The organism is Actinoplanes sp. NBRC 101535 (assembly GCF_030269225.1).
Lineage (GTDB): Bacteria > Actinomycetota > Actinomycetes > Mycobacteriales > Micromonosporaceae > Actinoplanes > Actinoplanes rectilineatus.
On record NZ_BSSY01000002.1, the window covers coordinates 763,411 to 781,932 of the forward strand.

Here is an 18,522-nt window from a genome sequence, read left to right on the forward strand (position 1 = left end):
AGTCAGGCGATGGCGGCGATGTTGCCGTCATCGAAATAGATCGCCTGGTGCAGTTGGCCGCCGAGAGCCGCGGCATAACGAGCGAGCACGTCCTGACCGGAGATCTTGCCCTGCTCGATCTGGGACACGCGGCCCTTGGTGACGCCCATACGGTCCGCGACCTGCTGCTGGGTGAGGTTGCGGGAGCGGCGGATCTCGGCGAGCCGGTGTCCGACGACGGTGGCGAGCAGCTCCTGCTTGCCGGTCTCGACCGCTTGCTCGCCGCCGGCCCGCTCGACATGCTCGGCGCGGATGTCGCTCCACCGCGTGTAGCTGCTCATGGCGTGCCGTCCTCCTCGCTGCGTTCTTTCAAGTAGACCTCATAGCGCTGCTCGGCCAGGGGGATGGCTTCGGTGTACCACTCGTTCCAACGTCCAGCCTTGTCGCCGGCGACGAGCAGGATGCTGCAGCGCCAAGGGTCGAATGCGAACAGGATGCGTACGGTACCGGGGCGAAGTTCCTTGAGGCTGGCGATCGTCGAGCCGTGAATCGTGTCGACCAGCGGCCTGCCGAGTCCCGGCCCGACCTCGGCCAGCAGGTCGAGCACCTGCACCACGCGCTCGTGTGCAGCAGCGTCGAGATCGTCGATCCAGTCGCGGACCTCATCGACGAGGAAGATGTTCCATTCATCGGCCGCAACCCCGCCGAGTATAGCGAAAGGTAAACATGATCGCTGGTGCCGGAGGTCATCGCGGCGGCGCGGTGCTTTCCCTGATCACCAGGGTTGTCGGCAGGCGTACCTGTGGGGCCGGATCGTTGCGTCCCTGACGGATCGCCTCGATCAAGGCGGCGGCTGCCACCCGTCCCTTCTCCGCGACGTCCTGCCGCACGGTGGTGAGGGCGGGCTGCAGCTGGGTGGCCAGCGGCCCGTCGTCGAAGCCGACCAGCGACAGGTCGTCCGGCACGCGCAGCCCGAGGTCGTCCGCGGCCTGCCGGACCGCGACCGCGGTGACGTCCGAGAAGCACAGCACCGCCGTCGGCCGGTCCGCCCCGCCAAGCAGGGTCCGGGCGTCCCGCCGGAGGTCCTCGGTCGCCTCCAGGGGGTGCCGGACGATGACCGGGTCGATGCCGGCCGGCCGGAGTTCGTCGAGCCAGCCGAGGCGTCGCTCGCGGGAGGCGTAGCCCTCGGCGTGCGGGTCGGCGGCGCTGACGAACCCGTACGGCCCGTTCTGCCCGTTGGTGACGATGGCGATGCGCCGGTGGCCCAGGTCGAGCAGGTGCCGTGCGGCGGCCCGGGCGCCTTCCCTGTCGGCGATGTTGACGCTGGGCACGTCGTCGGCGGGCACCTGGTCGACGAAGACCATCGGCAGGTTGCGCCGCCGCAGCCAGGAGACCGCTTCGGAGGTGGGGTCGCACGAGTAGACCAGCGCGCCGTCGATCGCCACGTCCCGGGCCGGGATCAGGTCGCCGGAGCCGGTGGAGGTGAGCAGGGTGATGGCCAGGCCGGTGGGGGTGAGCTCCTCCGCGATGGCGGTCAGGAAGACCCCGGCGACCAGGTCGTTGAAGGCGTAGCGCAGCGAGTCGGTGAGCAGGATGCCGACCGCGCCGGTGGTGCCTTTGGCGAGGGCGCGGGCGGTCGGGTCGGGGCCGACGTAGCCGAGGTCCTGTGCGGTGGCGAGGATCCGTTCGCGCAGGGCGGGGGAGAGCTGGTCGGGCCGGGAGAAGGCGTTGGACACGGTCATCCGGCTGACGCCGACCTGATCGGCGATGGTCTGCAGTGTCACCCGGGGCATTCGTTCACCGTAGCTCCGGGTCGTGCGGCCGTCGCCCGCCGGACGGTGGGGGAGACGGCCGCACGACCGTGTGGAGGAAGGTTCAGGGTGCGACGGCGATGGCGGCGCGGTGCAGGACGCGGGACAGGGACAGGCGGATGCGCGGGGCGCGGGCGGTGCGTTCGACGTGCGGGACGACCGGCGCGTCGGGCCGGGCGCTGAGCACCTCACGGTTCATGTCGCGGAGGCTGGAGAGGTACGCGGTGGGCAGTTCCATGACCGACTCCCTTCTGTACCGGTACAGTAACCACGGCTCTCTGTACCGGTCAAGATGCCAGACATGCCATGCGGGTGTGGTAAGGATCGGGGCATGGGATCGAACGATGAGTACGTCTTCGTCGGCTGTTACACCGGTGACAAGGGAGGCGAGGGCGACGGCATCACGCTGGCCCGCCGTGACCCGTCCACCGGGGAGCTGACCCGCCTGGGCCTGGCCGCCCGGACCCCGTCCCCCTCGTTCCTGGCCCGGCACCCCGGCCACCCCGTCCTGTACGCCGTCAACGAACTCGACCAGGGCACGATCACCGCGTTCGCGGTCGCCCCCGACTGCTCACTGGTCCCGCTGGTCACCCGGTCCACCGGCGGCTCCGACCCCGCCCATCTGGCGGTCACCGGCGACGGCCGGCACCTGGTGGTGGCCAACTACGCCACCGGCTCGGTCGCGGTGTTCCCGTTGGGCGCCGACGGTGTCCCGGGGGAGCGCAGCGACCTGCTGACCCTGAGCGGTTCCGGGCCGGACGCCGAGCGGCAGGCCGGCCCGCACGCCCATCAGGTGGTCCCGGATCCGAACAGCGCCGATGTGCTGATCTCCGACCTCGGCTCGGACCGGGTGTGGCGGTCGCGGCTGGACCCGGTGTCCGGACGGCTGGGTTCGCCGGTCGAGGCCGTGGTGGCCGAGCCCGGCACCGGTCCCCGGCACCTGACCCGGGTCGCGGATGGCGGTCTGCTGCTCGCCGGCGAGTTGTCCGGCACGGTCGGCTGGTACGCCCCGGCCGGTGGCCCGACCCTGGAGCGCCGTGGTTCGGTCGAGGCCAGCACCTCGCGGGGTCAGGTCTATCCGTCCGAGATCCTGATCGGGCGGGACGGCCGGTTCGTCTATGTCGCCAACCGCGGTCCGGACACCGTCTCGGCCTTCGCCTGGGACGGGGCGGCCGCCACGCTGATCGCCGAGGTGCCCACCGGGGGCGTCTGGCCGCGGCACATGGCCCTTCTTGGAGATCACCTCTACGTAGCCAATCAAAGATCACACAATGTGACCGTCTTTCGTGTCGATCCGGAGACCGGTATCCCCGGATTGCAGGGCGAACCGGTCGGTGAGCCCAGTCCGACCTGTCTGCTCCGGTGGCACTCTCCGATGATCAGGTCATAGGCGACATCCGACTCCGCGCCCGTGCGTGATCTTTGCGGGCGAAATCCGGCGGCGGCCGACACGTACCGAGACAAGATGATCACGGAGCGTGTTATTCGGATAGGAAAACGCCAATCCGAGTAATTTTCGGCCGAACGTATATGGCATTCAGCTTCGGAGATGCGCACTATGGATCGCGTGTCTGGCCGCCATCGGAGAAATTTCAAAGCAAAGGGAGCCGGCGTCGTCGGGGGTGCGATGGCGATAGTCGTCGTAATTGCCGGGACTTGGCTCGGCTATCAGCAGTTCGCCGCAACCGGTTGCACCGGAGCGGTGAAGCTGACCGTCGCCGCCGCTCCCGAGATAGCCCCTGCCGTCGAGCAGGCGGCGCAGCAATGGGTTCGAAGTGGCGCCGAGGTCTCCGGCACCTGTGTCGCGGTCGAAGTCACCCAGGAGAACCCGGCGAGCATCGCCGGGGCGGTCTCCCGCGAGCACAACGTGACCCTCGCCGGTCTCGGGGTCGCGCCCGACGCGGTGCAGATCCCGGACGTGTGGATCCCGGACTCCTCGACCTGGCTGCTCCGCCTGCAGAAGGAGGCCGCCGGCTTCATCCCGCCCAAGATCTCCTCGATTGCGCAGAGCCCGGTCGTGCTGGCCCTGCCCGAGCCGGTCGCCGAGCAGTTCGGCCTGCCCGACAAGAAGATGACCTGGGACACCCTGCTGGCGCAGTTCGGCACGGACAAGAGCCTGTCGGTCGGCATCGTCGACCCGGCCAAGGACGCGTCCGGCCTGACCAGCCTTCTCGTGCTCAGTCAGGTCGCCGGCACCGACCAGGCCGGCCTGCGCAAGAAGGCCCAGGCACTGACCGCGCTGGCGCAGAACAGCTCGGCCCTGCGGGAGGACCTGCTGCAGCGCTTCCCGAACTCGAACACCGCGGACGACCTCGCCACCAGCCTGAACGCGGCGCCGCTGTCCGAGGAGGACGTGGTGGCGTACAACGCCAAGCGTCCCCCGGTGCGGCTCACCGCGGCCTACCTCGAGCCGAGCCCGGCCCCGCTCGACTACCCGTACGCGGTGATGCCACAGGTCACCGAGGCGCAGAAGTCGGAGGCGGCGGACGGTCTGTTGGCGCAGCTCAGCGACGGTGTGTTCAAGGAGAGGCTGGGCTCGGCGGGCCTGCGGGCGCCGGACGGCACCTACGGCTCGACCTTCCAGGCCCCGATCGGCGCACCCCAGGCCTCCCCGGCGGTCGCCGCCTCGGCGGCCGGCGGCGACGTGGGCGGCACGGCCGGTGCGGGCACCGACGCGGCCGCGCTCAGTCGCGTGATCGGTAGTTGGGTGGCGACCACGCGGCCCGGCCGGGTGCTGGCGGTCTTCGACGTCTCCGGCTCGATGACCACCGCGGTGCCGACCGCCGGTGGCGCGACCCGTGCGAAGGTCACGCAGGCCGCGGCACGGTTCGGCCTCGGGCTGTTCAGCGACAAGTGGGCGGTCGGTGTCTGGCGCTTCTCCACCGAGCTGGACGGCAAGAAGGCGTACAAGGAACTGGAGCCGATCCAGCCCCTGACCTCGGGCCGGGCCGAGCTCAACGCCTCGATCGACCAGCTGACCCCGGTGAAGGACGGCGGGACCGGCCTCTACGACACCATCCTCGCCTCGTACTCCTACGTGAAGCAGCAGTGGCAGGCGGGCAAGGCCAACTCGGTCATCCTCTTCACCGACGGTGAGGACTCGAACGCGGGGATCACGCAGAAGAAGCTCCTCGCCGAGCTCGAGAAGATCCAGGATCCGAAGAAGCCGATCCGCCTGGTGCTCATCGGCATCGGCAACGAGGTCAACAAGGCCGAGCTCGAGACGATCCAGAAGGTGGTGCCCGGCTCCGGCGTCTTCATCGCCGAGGACCCCGCCAAGATCGGTGACATCTTCTTCGAGGCGATCGGCAGCCGTACCGGCGCGAACTAGAGAATGGTCACACCGTGCATTGACGGCCGTCGCCCTCACGGGCGGCGGCCGTTTTTGTGCCGGGTCACTCCCGGCGGTTTGCTTTCGTTTCTTAAGGGGTACGAGTGAACGCGCCCAGCTTCGGCGAAAAAGGCGTCATCCCGCTCTGCGGAGCCAGTCGGCCGGATCGTCGCGTACCCCTCGGATGATGGCGTCCGCCGCCCCGCGCATGGCCGCGTCCGCTCCGAGGGCCGCCGGGCGCAGTTCGGCCGGGGCGAGGCCCGCGGTGAGCACCCGCTGCCGCAGTTCGGTCCCGATCCCGTCGCGGAGACGCTCGAAGACCGGTGCGTAGGCGCCACCGAGCACGATCACCGGTACGTCCAGCAGGTTGACCACCGCGGCCAGGGCGATGCCGAGGGCGGACGCGGCCAGCTGTTCGTCGTCGGCGAGTGCCTCCTGTCCCGCGTACTGCTCGAGGCAGCCGCGGGCGCCGCACCGGCAGAGCCGGCCGTCCGGGAAGACGGTGAGGTGCCCGATCTCGCCGCTCCAGCCGCGTACCCCGCGGTACAGCTCGCCGCCGAGGACCAGGCCCGCGCCGATGCCGACCTCGCCGGAGACGTACAGGAAGGTGGGGTCGCCGCCGGTCACCCGCAGCTCGCCGAGGGCTGCCAGGTTGGCCTCGTTGTCCACCGCGATCGGCAGGTCGGCCAGTGCCGGGGCGCCGCGCAGCAGCGCCGGGGCGTCGACGTCCTGCCAGCCGAGGTTGGGGGCGACCCGGACCAGTCCGTCCTCGGTGACCAGGCCGGGCACGGCGAGCGCGGCGCCGGCCAGGATCAGGCCGTCGGCCTCGGCGCCGGCCCGGGCCCGGGCGGCGAGCCCGCCGAGCGCGGTGAGCGCCTGGCCGGGGTCGGCGGGCCGCTGGTCGGCGCGTTCGACGAAGCGTTGCCGGACCGCGCCGGTCAGGTCGACCACGCAGGCGGCCAGGTAGTCGACGTTGATCTCCAGACCGAGGGCGGCCGGGGTGTCGCCGAGGACGAGGCCCACCGCGGGGCGTCCGGCGCCGGTGCGCGGCGCCGGGCCGACCTCGGTCAGCAGCCCGCCCGCGATCAGATCGTCGACCAGCGCCGAGACGGTGGCCCTGGTCAGGCCGGTGGTGGCGGCGACGGCGGCCCGGGACGGCCGATCTGCGTTGTTTGCCACGGTGTGCAGGACCAGCGCGAGATTATGGGCTCGAACGCTCGACTGCCGGACGGGGGCGCTGGAACGAGTGGACAGGCGGGCCCTCACGCCCTTGACAGTGCCACATCCCCGCCAAATAATTCAACCAATAAACAAATCCACTGCGTTTCCCGGAGGTAACCGTGTCGCTGCAGGCCACACGTGATGACAAGTTCTCCTTCGGTCTCTGGACCGTCGGCTGGCAGGCCCGTGACGCGTTCGGTGACGCCACGCGTCCCGCCCTCGACCCGGTGGAGGCCGTGCACAAGCTCGCCGAGGTCGGCGCGTACGGCATCACCTTCCACGACGACGACCTCGTGCCCTTCGGCGCCGACGCGCAGACCCGCGACGGCATCATCGCCGGGTTCAAGAAGGCCCTCGACGAGACCGGTCTCATCGTCCCGATGGTGACCACCAACCTGTTCACCCACCCGGTGTTCAAGGACGGCGGCTTCACCAGCAACGACCGTTCCGTGCGGCGCTACGCGATCCGCAAGGTGCTGCGCCAGATGGACCTCGGTGCCGAGCTGGGCGCCAAGACCCTGGTGCTGTGGGGCGGCCGCGAGGGCGCCGAGTACGACTCGGCCAAGGACGTCGGCGCCGCCCTCGACCGCTACCGTGAGGCCCTCAACCTCCTCGCGCAGTACTCCGAGGACAAGGGCTACGGCCTGCGCTTCGCCATCGAGCCCAAGCCGAACGAGCCCCGCGGCGACATCCTGCTCCCGACCGCCGGCCACGCCATCGCGTTCGTGCAGGAGCTGGAGCGTCCCGAGCTGTTCGGCATCAACCCGGAGACGGGCCACGAGCAGATGTCGAACCTCAACTTCACCCAGGGCATCGCCCAGGCGCTGTGGCACAAGAAGCTCTTCCACATCGACCTGAACGGCCAGCACGGCCCGAAGTTCGACCAGGACCTGGTCTTCGGCCACGGTGACCTGCTCAACGCGTTCTCCCTGGTCGACCTCCTGGAGAACGGCCCGGACGGCGGCCCGGTCTACGACGGCCCGCGTCACTTCGACTACAAGCCGTCGCGCACCGAGGACTTCGACGGCGTCTGGGAGTCGGCCGCGGCCAACATCCGGATGTACCTGCTGCTCAAGGAGCGGGCCAAGGCGTTCCGCGCCGACCCCGAGGTGCAGGAGGCGCTCGCCGCCAGCAAGGTCGCCGAGCTCAAGACCCCGACCCTGAACCCGGGCGAGAGCTACTCGGACCTGCTGGCCGACCGCACCGCGTTCGAGGACTACGACGCCGACGCCGTCGGTGCCAAGGGCTTCGGCTTCGTCAAGCTCAACCAGCTCGCGATCGACCACCTGCTCGGAGCTCGCTAAACATGGCGCTTGTTGCCGGGATCGACAGCTCCACCCAGTCCTGCAAGGTCGTGATCCGCGACGCCGAGACCGGCAAGCTGGTCCGGCAGGGACGGGCGAGCCACCCGGATGGCACCGAGGTGCATCCGGACGCCTGGTGGGCCGCGCTGCAGCAGGCGATCGAGGAGGCGGGCGGTCTGGACGACGTCGTCGCCGCCTCGGTCGCCGGCCAGCAGCATGGCATGGTCGTGCTGGACGAGAACGGTGACGTGGTCCGCCCGGCGCTGCTGTGGAACGACACCCGCAGCGCCGGCGCGGCCGCCGACCTGATCGAGGAGCTCGGCGGCGGCGACAAGTGGGCGGAAGCGGTCGGCATCGTGCCGGTCGCCAGCTTCACGCTGACCAAGCTGCGCTGGCTGGCCCGCAACGAGCCGGAGAACGCCGCCCGCGTCGCCCTGGTCTGCCTGCCGCACGACTGGCTGACCTGGAAACTCTCCGGGTCCACCGACATCGCGGACATCAAGACCGACCGCAGTGACGCCAGCGGGACGCTCTACTGGTCGGCCAAGACCAACGAGTACCGTCTCGACCTGCTCGAACTCGGATTCGGGCGGCGCATCCGCGTACCCGAGGTGCTGGCACCGACCGGCATCGCCGGGCGTCTTCCGAACGGCGCCCCGCTGGGGCCCGGCGCGGGTGACAACGCGGCGGCGGCGCTCGGCACCGGAGCGGTGCCCGGCGACCTGATCGTCTCGATCGGCACGTCCGGCACGGTCTTCGCCTCCTCGGCGGTCGCGCCGGTCGACGGCAGCGGCACGGTGGCCGGGTTCGCCGACACCACCGGCCGGTTCCTGCCGATCGTGGTGACGCTGAACGCGGCCCGGGTGCTCGACGCGGCGGCCAAGCTGCTCGGCGTCTCGCACGACGAGCTGTCGACGCTGGCGCTGTCCGCTCCGGCGGGCGCCGACGGCCTGGTCCTGGTGCCCTACCTGGAGGGCGAACGCACGCCCAACCGGCCGGACGCCACCGGTGCGATCCACGGACTCACGCTCAAGACCTCGGACCCGGCCCACCTGGCCCGGGCCGCCGTGGAGGGCATGCTCTGCGCCCTCGCCGACGGCCTGGACGCATTGGTCGTCCAGGGGGCGGTGGCCAACCGGATCGTGCTGGTCGGCGGTGGCGCGCGCAGCGAGGCGGTCCGCCGCATCGCACCCGCGCTCTTCGGCAAGCCGGTCCTGGTCCCGCCGCCCGGCGAGTATGTCGCCGACGGTGCGGCCCGGCAGGCCGCCTGGGTCGCGCTGGGTGGGGACACGCCGCCCGCGTGGTCGGCCGAGACCCCCGAGGTGTACGAGGACGCGCCCGTCCCGCTCATCCGTGAGCAGTACGCGGCCGCCCAGAACGCGGTGATCGACCGGGTTCGCTGACCGGCCGTTTCCGACGATGACGGCGTCGCCCTTGCGGGGGTGGCGCCGTCATCCGTTCACATCGACCTCGCCCACTGTCCGGCCGTCCGGTCCGCACCCGCGACGTGGTCACCCGTGCCCTCCCGCCGCCGCGGCTCCTACCCGCGCCCCTGACCAGGGAAGCGGATAGCCTCTAGCGCGTGATGGACAGGGGCGGGACCGTGCACCGCGCGTACAGCGTGGTCGTGTTCGTCGTGCTGGCCGCCCTCGACAACGTCGCCATCGGGATCGTGCCGCCGCTCTACGGCAGCATCGGCGCCGAGCTGGCGGTCACCGAGGCGCACATCGCGCTGGCCACGACGGTCATGTTCCTGATCAGCGCGGTGGCCGCGATCGGTTTCGCGTACCTCGGGGATCGCACCGACCGCAAGCCGGTCCTCGTGGCGGGCACCCTGATCTGGGTTCTCGGCACCGGTGGCAGTGGCCTCGCCGGGTCCTACCCCGCCTTCCTCGCCGCCCAGATCGTCGCGGCGTTCGGGCTCGGCGCGGTGGCGTCGGTCAGTTTCGCCGTGGTCAGCGACCTCATCTCGCCGAAGCGGCGCGGCCTGGTGATGAGCTTCTGGGGGCTGTCGCAGGGTGTCGGCACGCTCGCCGGGACGCTCGTCGGCGGCCTGCTCGGGCACGCGGACTGGCGGCGGCCGTTCCTGATCACCGCGGTGGCCGGTCTGGTGGCGATGGTGGCCTACCTGCTGACGTACAACGTGCCGCGCGGCGACAGCCAGCCCGAACTGGCCGGTGTGGACTACGACGAGCGGATCCACCACCAGGACCTGCCGGTGATCCTGCGGCGCCGGACGAACGTGTGGCTGATCCTGCAGGGCGGCACCGCGCAGATCGCCTTCGGGTCGCTGGTGTGGCTGCCGATCCTGTTCCGGGCCCGCGCCGAGGACCAGGGTTACTCCGCCGGCACCGCGGTGCTGATCGGCAGCGTGTTCGCCACGCTGTTCCAGCTGGGGGCGGCGCTGTCGATCGTCGGTGGCATGGTCGGGGACCGTCTGCAACGGCGTACCCCACGAGGGCGTGCCCTGGTTGCGGCCGTGGGTGTCCTCGCGGCCGTGCCCTTCTACGTGGTCCTGTTCTTCGTGCCGATGGAGATCACCGTGGCGGACGGGGCCGGCACCGGTGCGGTGGTCCGGGGCGTGCTGGTGAACGTGGTCACCGAGCCGACCGTCGGGCTGTCCCTGGTCACCGCGGTCTTCGCGTTGATGCTGACGTCGGCGAACTCGCCGAACTGGTTCGCGATGATCGCCGACGTGAACCCGCCGCAGCATCGGGGAACGGTCTACAGCCTCGGCAACCTGATCAACGGGGTGGGCCGGGCCGGCGGCAACGTGCTGGTCGGCGTGGCGTTCCGGGGGCTGTCCGGGGCGTTCCCGCCGCCGCTGAACTACGCGGTCGGGCTGGCCGCCTTCCAGGTCTTCTTCATCCCGACCGGGATCATGTACTGGCTGGCCAGCAGGACGGTGGCGGCGGACATGGCCGACACGCACACCGCCCTGCTGCAGGCAGCGTCGCAGACGTCAGAGCAGGGCCCAGACGGTGACGTCGGTGGGCACCCGCCCGTCGGCGTCGAGGGGTTCGCTGCTCAGCAGGACCCGGGCACCGGACGGTAGCGCGGCCGGCGCGTCGCCGAAGTTGGCCAGTACGACGACGTCGCCGTTGCGGAACGACAGGGTCTGCCCGCCGGCGTCCAGCCAGGTCAGCGAGCCGGTGCCCAGGCCGTGCCCGCGGCGGGTCTCCAGCGCCGAGCGGTACAGCTCGTACGTCGATCCGGGCACGTCCACCTGGCGGTCCAGCGCGTACTCGGCCCAGACGGCCGGCTGTGGCAGCCACGAGGCGTCCGCCGGGCCGAACCCGTACGACGGGGCGTCGGCCTCCCACGGGATCGGCACCCGGCAGCCGTCGCGGCCCCGCTCGGCGTGCCCGGACCGTTCCCAGGCCGGGTCCTCGCGGTACTCGTCGGGCAGCTCGGTGTGCTCCGGAAGCCCCAGCTCCTCGCCCTGGTAGAGGTAGGCCGATCCGGGCAGGCCCAGCATCAGCAGCGTGGCGGCACGGGCCCGGCGCAGGCCGAGGGCGATGTCCGGCTGCGGGTCGCCGATGCCGATGCCCGGCTTGCGGGGCTCACCGGCCGGGAAACCGAGCCGTGAGGCGTGCCGCACCACGTCGTGGTTGGAGAGCACCCACGTGGTGGTGGCGCCGACCGTGGCGTTGGCGGCCAGCGACGAGTCGATCACCTCGCGCAGCTCGGCCGGCTTCCACGGCGCGTCCAGGTAGGGGAAGTTGAACGCCTGGTGCATCTCGTCCGGTCGCACGTACCGGGCGAGGCGTTCCTCGGGCTGCACCCAGGCCTCGGCGACCAGGATGCGGCCGCCGTCGTACCCGTCGAGCACGGCCCGCCACTCGCGGTAGATCTCGTGCACGCCCTCCTGGTCCCACATGGGCGGCGGCGGGCCGGCCGGCGCCAGTCCGCCCAGGATCACCGAGGGGGCGGTCCAGTCGGTCAGCTCGGCGTCCTTGATCAGCCCGTGCGCGACGTCGACCCGGAACCCGTCCACACCCCGGTCCAGCCAGAACCGCAGGATGTCCAGGAACTCGGCGCGGACCTCGGGGTGGTCCCAGTTCAGGTCGGGCTGGGAGACGTCGAACAGGTGCAGGTACCACTGGCCGTCGGGGAGCCGTTCCCAGGCCGGGCCGCCGAAGACGCTCTGCCACGAGTTGGGCGGCAGCTCACCGGCGTCGCCCTTGCCCTCGCGGAAGATGTAGCGATCCCGTTCCGGGCTGCCCGCGCCGGCCTTCAGTGCCGCCTGGAACCAGACGTGCTCGCTCGAGGTGTGGTTGGGCACCAGGTCGACGATCACCCGCAGGCCCAGCTCGTGCGCGGTGGTGATCATCTTGTCGGCGTCGCCGAGACTGCCGAACCGCGGGTCGACGCCACGGTAGTCGGCCACGTCGTACCCGGCGTCGTGCTGCGGGCTGGGATAGAACGGTGACAGCCAGACCGCGTCGACGCCGAGCCGGCGCAGCTGCGGCAGGCGGGCGGTGATGCCGGGCAGGTCGCCCATGCCGTCGCCGTCGCCGTCGGCGAAGGAGCGGGGGTAGATCTGGTAGATGACGGCGTCGCGCCACCAGGCGTCAGTGGAGGGCATGCAGCCCAGCGTAGGCGGCGGTTCCGGCCGATCAGTCCAGGATGGCCGCGAAGCGCTCCTCGGCGAGGTCGAGCTGATCGAGGATGTGTTCCTTGGCCTGGGTGGAGAGCGGAGTGTCCGGACGGCCGACCAGCTCACGGAGCTTCGGAACCAGCGGGCGGTACTTCTGGGCCGACCGGTAGGCCTTGTCGAGGGTCGTGTGGATCACACCCACCCCGTTGTCGGTGAAGTCCGAGATCTTGATGATCCGGGCCCACGGATCCCGTTCCAGCTTCTCGGCGACGTGCTCCCGGTACTGCTCGTGGCGGTCGCGATCCGGGTCGTACTCCGGATTGGTCACCGACCGGACCAGATCGGCAACCCGTGGGTTGAAACGCCGGGCGATCTCCGCCAGCGCCGTCTCACTGGCTCGGGGGTACGGCGTACCGGCGTCGACACCCCCCAGTTCGGCGGGGTGGTCCTCGACGGCGTCGTGCAGTAACGCCGCGACCAGCACGTCGGGGTCACGGATCCCGTAGTACTTGATGATCCGGATGGCGACCCGCAGCAGATGGTTCATGTAGGGCTCGCGGACCCGCCGGTCGTCGGCGTGCAGCGCGCTCGCCAGGGCGAGGGCCTCCTCCAACTGTTTGCGGTGGTCGTCGGGGAAGGACTCCAGTTCGAGGGCGAGCCGGTTCCGCAGACCCTCCTCGCCGTACACCTCGGTGATCGCGTGCAGGGGCATGGACAGGAGGATGCGGGGCGCCATGCGCATCAGATATACCGGATCTCCGGCCGGACCGGGGGACGCGTCAGGTGCCGGACGCGCCCGGTGGCGCGGCGGGTGCCGGGCGGGGGGTGGCCCGCGGTGCCGGGGACGGCCGGGGCGCGCTGCTGCGCCCGGTCGCGACGGCCCGGGCGGCGGGGGAGAGCCGGATGTCGGTCATGGTGTTCTGCTTCAGCGTCCAGGGTTCGGCCGGCTTGCCGGATGCGGCGCTGCCGGCCCCGAGCGCCAGGGTTCCGGCGCCGTCGCTGAACTCCTCGTCGGTCATCGCCTGCAGGGCGCTCAGCGCCACGCCGACGATCACCGCCGCGGTGATCAGGGTGATCGGCACGATCATGGTGAAGGGCCGGATCCCGCCGACCGCGGGCGACGCCGGGTCCAGCTCGATCGACATGGCGGCCATGCCGGTGTAGTGCATGCCGCAGACCGCGACCGCCATCACCGCGGCCGCGGCGGTGACCCGCAACCAGCCGCTCACCGAGGTCGCGCACCACAGCGCCACCGTGCTGGCCGCCACCGCGATCAGTGCCGAGGCGACCACCAGGACCGGCGAGTAGTGGACCGTGCCGGGCAGCCGCATCCCCTCCATGCCGGTGTAGTGCATGGCGATGACGCCGCCGCCGGTGAGCAGCCCGGCGGCCAGGGTCTTGGTGGTGCTCCGTTCGCCGTGCCCGACCACCAGCAGCCCTATCCCGACGGTCAGCACCGAGAGGACCAGGCTGATCAGGGTGAGCGGCAGGTCGTAGCGCACCGGGCTGTCCGGCACCTCGAAGCCGAGCATGGCGGAGAAGTGCATCAGCCAGATGCCGCCGCCACCGATGGCGAACGCGGCGATGACCAGCCACCGGTTCCGACGCCCGCGACTGCGCGCCTCCCGGGCCCGGCCGGTGCAGAGCAGCCCGAGGAGCGACCCGAGGAACGCCAGCAGGTACGCGGCGACCGGGTTGAAGGCTCCGTAGGCGAAGTGGTGGACGTTGGTCACTGTCAACCTCGCGAATTTTCGTCGTACGTTCGCGGGGATTGAGTCAGAAATCAGCGGCCGGACAACGCACCCGGTGTGCGGTGGACCCCAAAGAGAACCGGGGCCACCGTCGTCCCGTCCGCATCGGACGGGTCGGCGGCGACCCCGGTTCCCCGGGTCGTCGGGATGGTTCGCCGGCGCTCGAGCAAAGCGCCGATCAGGTGAAGATGCTGACGCCGCCGGGACCGACGAGCAGGCCGACGATGATCAGCACGACCCCCCAGAGGATCTGCCGCCGGAACAGCGCGAGGATGCCGGCGACCACGAGGATTACGGCGAGAATCCAGAGCAGTAGGTCCATGTCGATCGATTACCCGGGCGCCGGAATCCGGAAACCTATACGGACACCAGATCGGCGTCGACACTCTCCGACAGCAACTGGTACACGTTGTAGGCCTGTTTGATCACCGGGTGCGCGACGTTGCGGACCGGCACCCCGCCGGGCGTCCGGCCGCGTTCCGAACCGTGGTGCGCGTGCCCGTGCAGGGCGAGTGAGGTCGGCGCCGTGTCGATCGCCTGTCCGAGCTGATAGCAGCCGAGGAAGGCGTAGATCTCCAGCGGCTCGCCGGCCAGGGTCTCCGGAATCGGGGCGTAGTGGGTCAGCGCCACCAGGGCGTCCGCCTCGACCGAGCGCAGCGCCTCGCCGAGCCGGCCGGCGATCTCCTCGGTGTGACCGACGAAGTCCTTCATCTCGCGTTCGCCGAAGTTGCTCGCGCAGGCGCCGGCGAATCCGCCGCCGAACCCCTTGGCGCCGGCGATGCCGAGCCGGTGTCCGTTGATCTCGAGGACGGTCGCCGAGCACTCCAGCACGGTGATGCCGGTGTCGGTCAGCACGCTCGTCACGTCGTCCTGCAGGTCGCTCTGATGATCGTGGTTGCCGAGCACCACGACCACCGGCACCGACAGGCCGCCGAACTCCTCGGCGAAGCAGCGGGCCTCCTCGACCGTGCCGTGCCGGGTCAGGTCGCCGGCGACCAGCAACGCGTCGGCGCGGTCCGGGAGCTCCTCCAGGGCCGGCCGGTACCGGCCCACCACGTCCTTGTCGACGTGGACGTCCCCCACGGCGGCGATCCTGATCATGAAATCTCCTCCACCTCGCTCGGTGCCTGTGCCCGGGTGATGCCGATGTCACAGGTGATCTCGATCTCCGGGTACCGCGCGGTGATCTGGCGGCAGATCTCGTCGCGGCGCTGCGCGCTCTCCACCTCGCCGCCCAGCACCACCGCGTTCTCCCGGCGGTGCACGGTGATCCCCTGCTCGGCGATCCGGTCGTGCTCGGTGAGCAGCCGCTGGATCTCGGCCTCCAGATCGATCTGACTGGTCATCTCAACCCCCTACCCTCAGTGCTGGCTGGTCCGGATGGGGCACGACGTCGAGGCGGTCGAGAAGCACGAAGAAGGCCTCGGCGTACGGCGACGCGCTGGTCTCGCTGCGGACCCTCTCCCAGTCGATCTGCTCACGCAGGGAACGGGCGACCGGAAGCCCGGTGGCGAAATCGCAGTAGTGCTGGCTGTAACTGAGCAGCTTGTGCACCATCAACCGGGTGGCGGAGAGCACCGGCATGTAGATCGCCTCGACCGAGATCTGCTCGGTGTCCTGAAGCGTCTCGTCGGTGACCGGCGACTCCACCGGGCGGTAGATCAGGTCGGCCATCCGGCCCTCGTCGTAGACCTTGACCAGCCAGTCCTCCGGCGGCTGCTCGGTCTCGAAACCGACCGCGGCGAGCTCCTGCAACGCCCGGTCCTTGTCCTGCTCCCGGATCAGGAAGTCCACGTCGTGATCACTGGAGTACCCGCCGCGGGCGTAGACGGCGAAACTCCCGCCCAAGGCGAAGGGTATGTCCGCACCCTTGAGCGTCGAAGCGACGCGCTTCAAAGTGACGGCCAATCCTTCGTCCACACGGTGTGGCATGGCGACCTCCTGTCCCGAACCGATCTGTGAACGACTACCCGGAGTGGCGACACCTTGAACCCCCGCGGGCCATTCTGGTACGTGGGAGGGGCACGGTGACGGGGAACGCAACGTGCACACCCGGGCTACCGTCAGTTGGTATGGCTCTCCTCGCGCAGTCACCCCCGGTACACGCCGGCGTACGCTCCATCGCCCTCGTCGGCATCGACGGCTCCGGCAAGACCACCCAGGCGCACCGTCTCGCCGACGAGCTCGCCGCCACCGGGCTGCCCGCCGAGTACCGCCGCAACGCCGGGGGACGGCGCTGGGTCGGCCGTCTCGCCGCGGTCCTCGGCAAGGCCGACGCCCATGGCCGGGCCGACGCGGAGGACCTGATCGGCCGGCGGGCGATGCTCGGTGTCGAGTCGGTGCTGCGCTGGTTCGCCATCCTGCGCACCCTGCTGGTCCGGATGGTCAGTCCGGGCCGGATCACGGTGCTCGACCGGTACGCCGCCTGCCAGTTCGCGAGTCTGCGGGCCCGGGGCGCCCACCCGCGGGCGGAGCGGCGGGCGCGTCTGGCGTACCGGCTGTTCCCCGCCCCGGACCTGACGTTCTACCTGTCCGTCGACCCCGAGGTCGCCTACGAGCGGATCGAGCGCCGGGGGTACGACCACGAGACGATGGCCTATCTGCGGGCGGCGGTGGCGGCGTACCGCTCGCTGCCGGAGCACCGTGGTTTCGTGGTGATCGACGCGAACGGCACCCCGGACCAGGTCAACGCCGCGATCCGGGCCGCGCTGGCCGCCCACGCCCGGGTGGCGCCGGTCCCGGTGACGGTGCCGCCGCAGCGGTTCCCGCTGGTCCGCGCCCGGACCCTGCTGCTGGCCGCGGCCCCGCTGCTCGCCGGTTTCGCCGCCCTCAGCTGGCAGCTCGCCGAGGTGCTCTGACCGGTCGTGGTCACCCGTACGGGTGTGTGCTCTTCCTCACGGATGGGGTCGAACCGGCCGTCACCTGGGAATGTCTCCGGCTTCGGGGATGTCACCCGAGTGGGCGAGTGAACTGCGGCGCGGCGTGGCGCATTGTGGCCGATGGTCCGGTCCGCCACCGGTGGGAGATCTTTCCGGCGGCTGATTGTTTCAAGCTCGTCGAGGCTCGGCCGATGCTGCACATGAACCCCGGAGGCGTTAATCCCGTACTCCGGGGTGACGGACGTCGCGAGGCCCAAGGTGATGCCCGTCGCTGTGACGACTGGAGGCCGATGGTGTTATGAGTCGCGCGAGGGGTATCCGGCTATCGACGTGATGGACATCCAACGATCGCACTCAGCTACCGCGCACGGGGTTCTCAGGTGACACCCAGGCATTCGTGACACTTTCGATCCACCAGCCGGAATCAGTGCGAGCAGCAATTTGTTACGTAGATGTCAGCAACCGCAATGCACGAGCTGCGGACGTTACGGGAGAGGGCTGATGGACGCAGGTAATGCCCGTAACAGGGTTAGTGACGGCAATGAGGGGACCGTGGGCAACGTGGAGAAGAACACCGTGATGCGTACCGACCAGGTCGCCGAAGAACGCGACCTCGTCGGAGTCTACCTGCACGAGATCTCCCGGACGCCGCTGTTGGACGCCGCACGAGAGGTCGAACTCTCCAAGGCCATCGAGGCGGGACTCTTCGCCGAGCACCTGCTCGAGAGCGGCGAGACGCGGCGCGGCGTGAGCCGGGAAGAGCTGGAACGGCTCGTGACCGAGGGCCAGCGCGCGAAAGACCTGTTCATCCGAGCCAACCTCCGCCTGGTCGTGTCGATCGCCCGGCGTTACGTGCGGTCCGGCATGCCGATGCTCGACCTCATCCAGGAGGGCAACACCGGCCTGGTGCGGGCCGTCGAGAAGTTCGACTACGAGCGTGGTTACAAGTTCTCGACGTACGCCACCTGGTGGGTCCGCCAGGCGATCTCCCGGGCCATCGCCCAGCAGGAGCGGACCGTCCGCCTCCCCGTGCACCTGGTCGAAGACGTCAACCGGATGCGTAACGTCACCCGTCAGCTCGTCCGTGAGCTCGGCGGCGACCCGGAGCCCGAGCAGATCGCCGCGGCCCTGGGCGTGACCGTCGAGCGCGTCAACGAGCTCACCCGCTGGGCTCAGGACACCGTCTCGCTGGACACCCCGGTCGGCGACGACGGCGACACCAACCTCGGCGACCTGGTCGCCGACAGCGATGCCCCGTCGCCCGAGGAGATCGTGCTGAGCGCCCTGGAGCGCCAGCGCATCGAGGGCCTTCTCAACCACCTGGACGACCGCTCCGCCGGCATCATGCGGGCCCGCTACGGGCTCGAGGACGGCCGGGAGCACTCGCTGACCGAGGTCGCCTCGCGCTTCTCGCTGAGCCGCGAGCGGATCCGTCAGCTGGAGATCCAGGCGCTCGGCCGGCTGCGTGAGCTGGCCCGGGCCGAGGGCCTGCAGGCCGCCTGAGACCGGCCGGCCGGCTCCCCGTGAGCCGGCTCGGCCGCGCGGCGGCGGAGTGAGCCGGCCGGACTGAGAGCGGCAGACCACCTGACGACACCGCCACCACGACGAAGAAGGCCGGTACCCCGCGAGGGGTACCGGCCTTCTGT

At 70.5% G+C, this 18,522-nt stretch carries 19 protein-coding genes; 7 read left to right on the forward strand and 12 right to left on the reverse strand.

The window, feature by feature from the left end; genetic code table 11:
• Nucleotides 1-2 precede the first annotated feature (2 nt).
• From QSK32_RS08520 to QSK32_RS08535, 4 genes are all read right to left on the reverse strand, one after another.
• Nucleotides 3-320 carry a helix-turn-helix domain-containing protein gene (locus QSK32_RS08520; RefSeq protein WP_045742346.1) on the reverse strand — a complete coding sequence of 106 codons (318 nt, stop codon included), beginning with the start codon at nt 318-320 and terminating at the stop codon, nt 3-5.
• A complete protein-coding gene (locus tag QSK32_RS08525; protein ID WP_285471645.1) occupies nt 317-691 on the reverse strand; it encodes a type II toxin-antitoxin system RelE/ParE family toxin in 375 nt (124 codons plus the stop codon). The genes QSK32_RS08520 and QSK32_RS08525 overlap by 4 nt, the downstream gene beginning before the upstream one ends.
• Nucleotides 692-725: 34 nt before the next feature.
• The gene (locus QSK32_RS08530; protein ID WP_045742348.1) at nt 726-1,772 is read right to left on the reverse strand and encodes a LacI family DNA-binding transcriptional regulator; all 1,047 of its coding nucleotides are present in this window, start codon (nt 1,770-1,772) and stop codon (nt 726-728) included.
• Nucleotides 1,773-1,854: 82 nt separating this feature from the next.
• Nucleotides 1,855-2,028, reverse strand: a complete 174-nt coding sequence (locus QSK32_RS08535) for a hypothetical protein (protein WP_157410998.1) — start codon at nt 2,026-2,028, stop codon at nt 1,855-1,857.
• A gap of 93 nt (nt 2,029-2,121) precedes the next feature.
• On the opposite strand from QSK32_RS08535, the gene QSK32_RS08540 reads away from it, so the two are divergent.
• Both QSK32_RS08540 and QSK32_RS08545 read left to right on the forward strand, forming a co-directional pair.
• Nucleotides 2,122-3,180 (forward strand): lactonase family protein, encoded by a 1,059-nt coding sequence (locus tag QSK32_RS08540; RefSeq protein ID WP_285471593.1) that lies wholly within the window; start codon nt 2,122-2,124, stop codon nt 3,178-3,180.
• A 237-nt stretch (nt 3,181-3,417) separates the two neighbouring features.
• Nucleotides 3,418-5,121 carry a substrate-binding and VWA domain-containing protein gene (locus QSK32_RS08545; RefSeq protein WP_285471594.1) on the forward strand — a complete coding sequence of 568 codons (1,704 nt, stop codon included), beginning with the start codon at nt 3,418-3,420 and terminating at the stop codon, nt 5,119-5,121.
• A gap of 135 nt (nt 5,122-5,256) precedes the next feature.
• Here the strand turns inward: QSK32_RS08545 and QSK32_RS08550 are convergent, their stop codons facing one another.
• Nucleotides 5,257-6,387: an ROK family transcriptional regulator gene (locus QSK32_RS08550; protein WP_045742351.1), complete on the reverse strand. Its 1,131-nt coding sequence runs from the start codon at nt 6,385-6,387 to the stop codon at nt 5,257-5,259.
• Nucleotides 6,388-6,461: 74 nt separating this feature from the next.
• Between QSK32_RS08550 and xylA the strand changes: the two genes are divergently transcribed.
• The 3 genes from xylA to QSK32_RS08565 all read left to right on the forward strand — a co-directional run bounded on the left by xylA (nt 6,462) and on the right by QSK32_RS08565 (nt 10,701).
• Complete coding sequence (xylA, locus tag QSK32_RS08555; RefSeq protein ID WP_045742352.1) at nt 6,462-7,646, forward strand: xylose isomerase; 1,185 nt, start codon at nt 6,462-6,464, stop codon at nt 7,644-7,646.
• Between the two features lie 2 nt (nt 7,647-7,648).
• The gene (gene xylB / locus QSK32_RS08560; protein WP_285471595.1) at nt 7,649-9,049 is read left to right on the forward strand and encodes a xylulokinase; all 1,401 of its coding nucleotides are present in this window, start codon (nt 7,649-7,651) and stop codon (nt 9,047-9,049) included.
• Between the two features lie 182 nt (nt 9,050-9,231).
• Complete coding sequence (locus tag QSK32_RS08565; protein WP_285471646.1) at nt 9,232-10,701, forward strand: MFS transporter; 1,470 nt, start codon at nt 9,232-9,234, stop codon at nt 10,699-10,701.
• Here QSK32_RS08565 and QSK32_RS08570 read toward each other — a convergent pair.
• The 7 genes from QSK32_RS08570 to QSK32_RS08600 all read right to left on the reverse strand — a co-directional run bounded on the left by QSK32_RS08570 (nt 10,609) and on the right by QSK32_RS08600 (nt 15,929).
• A complete protein-coding gene (locus tag QSK32_RS08570) occupies nt 10,609-12,234 on the reverse strand; it encodes a glycoside hydrolase family 13 protein (protein ID WP_045742355.1) in 1,626 nt (541 codons plus the stop codon). The genes QSK32_RS08565 and QSK32_RS08570 overlap by 93 nt on opposite strands.
• 31 nt (nt 12,235-12,265) lie before the next feature.
• Nucleotides 12,266-12,982 (reverse strand): HD domain-containing protein, encoded by a 717-nt coding sequence (locus QSK32_RS08575; RefSeq protein ID WP_285471647.1) that lies wholly within the window; start codon nt 12,980-12,982, stop codon nt 12,266-12,268.
• Between the two features lie 43 nt (nt 12,983-13,025).
• Complete coding sequence (locus tag QSK32_RS08580; RefSeq protein ID WP_045742357.1) at nt 13,026-13,979, reverse strand: MHYT domain-containing protein; 954 nt, start codon at nt 13,977-13,979, stop codon at nt 13,026-13,028.
• Nucleotides 13,980-14,175: 196 nt separating this feature from the next.
• Nucleotides 14,176-14,319, reverse strand: coding sequence for a GPGG-motif small membrane protein (locus QSK32_RS08585; protein ID WP_014688232.1), 144 nt, complete (start codon nt 14,317-14,319; stop codon nt 14,176-14,178).
• 35 nt (nt 14,320-14,354) lie between these two features.
• Nucleotides 14,355-15,098 (reverse strand): metallophosphoesterase family protein, encoded by a 744-nt coding sequence (locus tag QSK32_RS08590; protein ID WP_045742358.1) that lies wholly within the window; start codon nt 15,096-15,098, stop codon nt 14,355-14,357.
• Nucleotides 15,095-15,343 (reverse strand): hypothetical protein, encoded by a 249-nt coding sequence (locus QSK32_RS08595; RefSeq protein ID WP_045742359.1) that lies wholly within the window; start codon nt 15,341-15,343, stop codon nt 15,095-15,097. The genes QSK32_RS08590 and QSK32_RS08595 overlap by 4 nt, the downstream gene beginning before the upstream one ends.
• Nucleotide 15,344: 1 nt before the next feature.
• Nucleotides 15,345-15,929 carry a nucleotidyltransferase domain-containing protein gene (locus QSK32_RS08600; protein WP_045742360.1) on the reverse strand — a complete coding sequence of 195 codons (585 nt, stop codon included), beginning with the start codon at nt 15,927-15,929 and terminating at the stop codon, nt 15,345-15,347.
• A gap of 140 nt (nt 15,930-16,069) precedes the next feature.
• On the opposite strand from QSK32_RS08600, the gene QSK32_RS08605 reads away from it, so the two are divergent.
• Nucleotides 16,070-16,855 carry a dTMP kinase gene (locus tag QSK32_RS08605; RefSeq protein ID WP_285471596.1) on the forward strand — a complete coding sequence of 262 codons (786 nt, stop codon included), beginning with the start codon at nt 16,070-16,072 and terminating at the stop codon, nt 16,853-16,855.
• A gap of 522 nt (nt 16,856-17,377) precedes the next feature.
• Nucleotides 17,378-18,379 carry a sigma-70 family RNA polymerase sigma factor gene (locus QSK32_RS08610; RefSeq protein ID WP_045742362.1) on the forward strand — a complete coding sequence of 334 codons (1,002 nt, stop codon included), beginning with the start codon at nt 17,378-17,380 and terminating at the stop codon, nt 18,377-18,379.
• Nucleotides 18,380-18,522: the final 143 nt, after the last annotated feature.

Coding starts and splice junctions, on each gene's coding strand:
- QSK32_RS08520 (WP_045742346.1), bottom strand. CDS start 320: ATGAGCAGCTACACGCGGTGGAGCGACATCCGCGCCGAGCATGTCGAG.
- QSK32_RS08530 (WP_045742348.1), bottom strand. CDS start 1,772: ATGCCCCGGGTGACACTGCAGACCATCGCCGATCAGGTCGGCGTCAGC.
- QSK32_RS08535 (WP_157410998.1), bottom strand. CDS start 2,028: ATGGAACTGCCCACCGCGTACCTCTCCAGCCTCCGCGACATGAACCGT.
- QSK32_RS08540 (WP_285471593.1), top strand. CDS start 2,122: ATGGGATCGAACGATGAGTACGTCTTCGTCGGCTGTTACACCGGTGAC.
- QSK32_RS08545 (WP_285471594.1), top strand. CDS start 3,418: ATGGCGATAGTCGTCGTAATTGCCGGGACTTGGCTCGGCTATCAGCAG.
- xylB (WP_285471595.1), top strand. CDS start 7,649: ATGGCGCTTGTTGCCGGGATCGACAGCTCCACCCAGTCCTGCAAGGTC.
- QSK32_RS08565 (WP_285471646.1), top strand. CDS start 9,232: ATGGACAGGGGCGGGACCGTGCACCGCGCGTACAGCGTGGTCGTGTTC.
- QSK32_RS08570 (WP_045742355.1), bottom strand. CDS start 12,234: ATGCCCTCCACTGACGCCTGGTGGCGCGACGCCGTCATCTACCAGATC.
- QSK32_RS08575 (WP_285471647.1), bottom strand. CDS start 12,982: ATGGCGCCCCGCATCCTCCTGTCCATGCCCCTGCACGCGATCACCGAG.
- QSK32_RS08585 (WP_014688232.1), bottom strand. CDS start 14,319: ATGGACCTACTGCTCTGGATTCTCGCCGTAATCCTCGTGGTCGCCGGC.
- QSK32_RS08590 (WP_045742358.1), bottom strand. CDS start 15,098: ATGATCAGGATCGCCGCCGTGGGGGACGTCCACGTCGACAAGGACGTG.
- QSK32_RS08595 (WP_045742359.1), bottom strand. CDS start 15,343: ATGACCAGTCAGATCGATCTGGAGGCCGAGATCCAGCGGCTGCTCACC.
- QSK32_RS08600 (WP_045742360.1), bottom strand. CDS start 15,929: ATGCCACACCGTGTGGACGAAGGATTGGCCGTCACTTTGAAGCGCGTC.
- QSK32_RS08605 (WP_285471596.1), top strand. CDS start 16,070: ATGGCTCTCCTCGCGCAGTCACCCCCGGTACACGCCGGCGTACGCTCC.
- QSK32_RS08610 (WP_045742362.1), top strand. CDS start 17,378: ATGGACGCAGGTAATGCCCGTAACAGGGTTAGTGACGGCAATGAGGGG.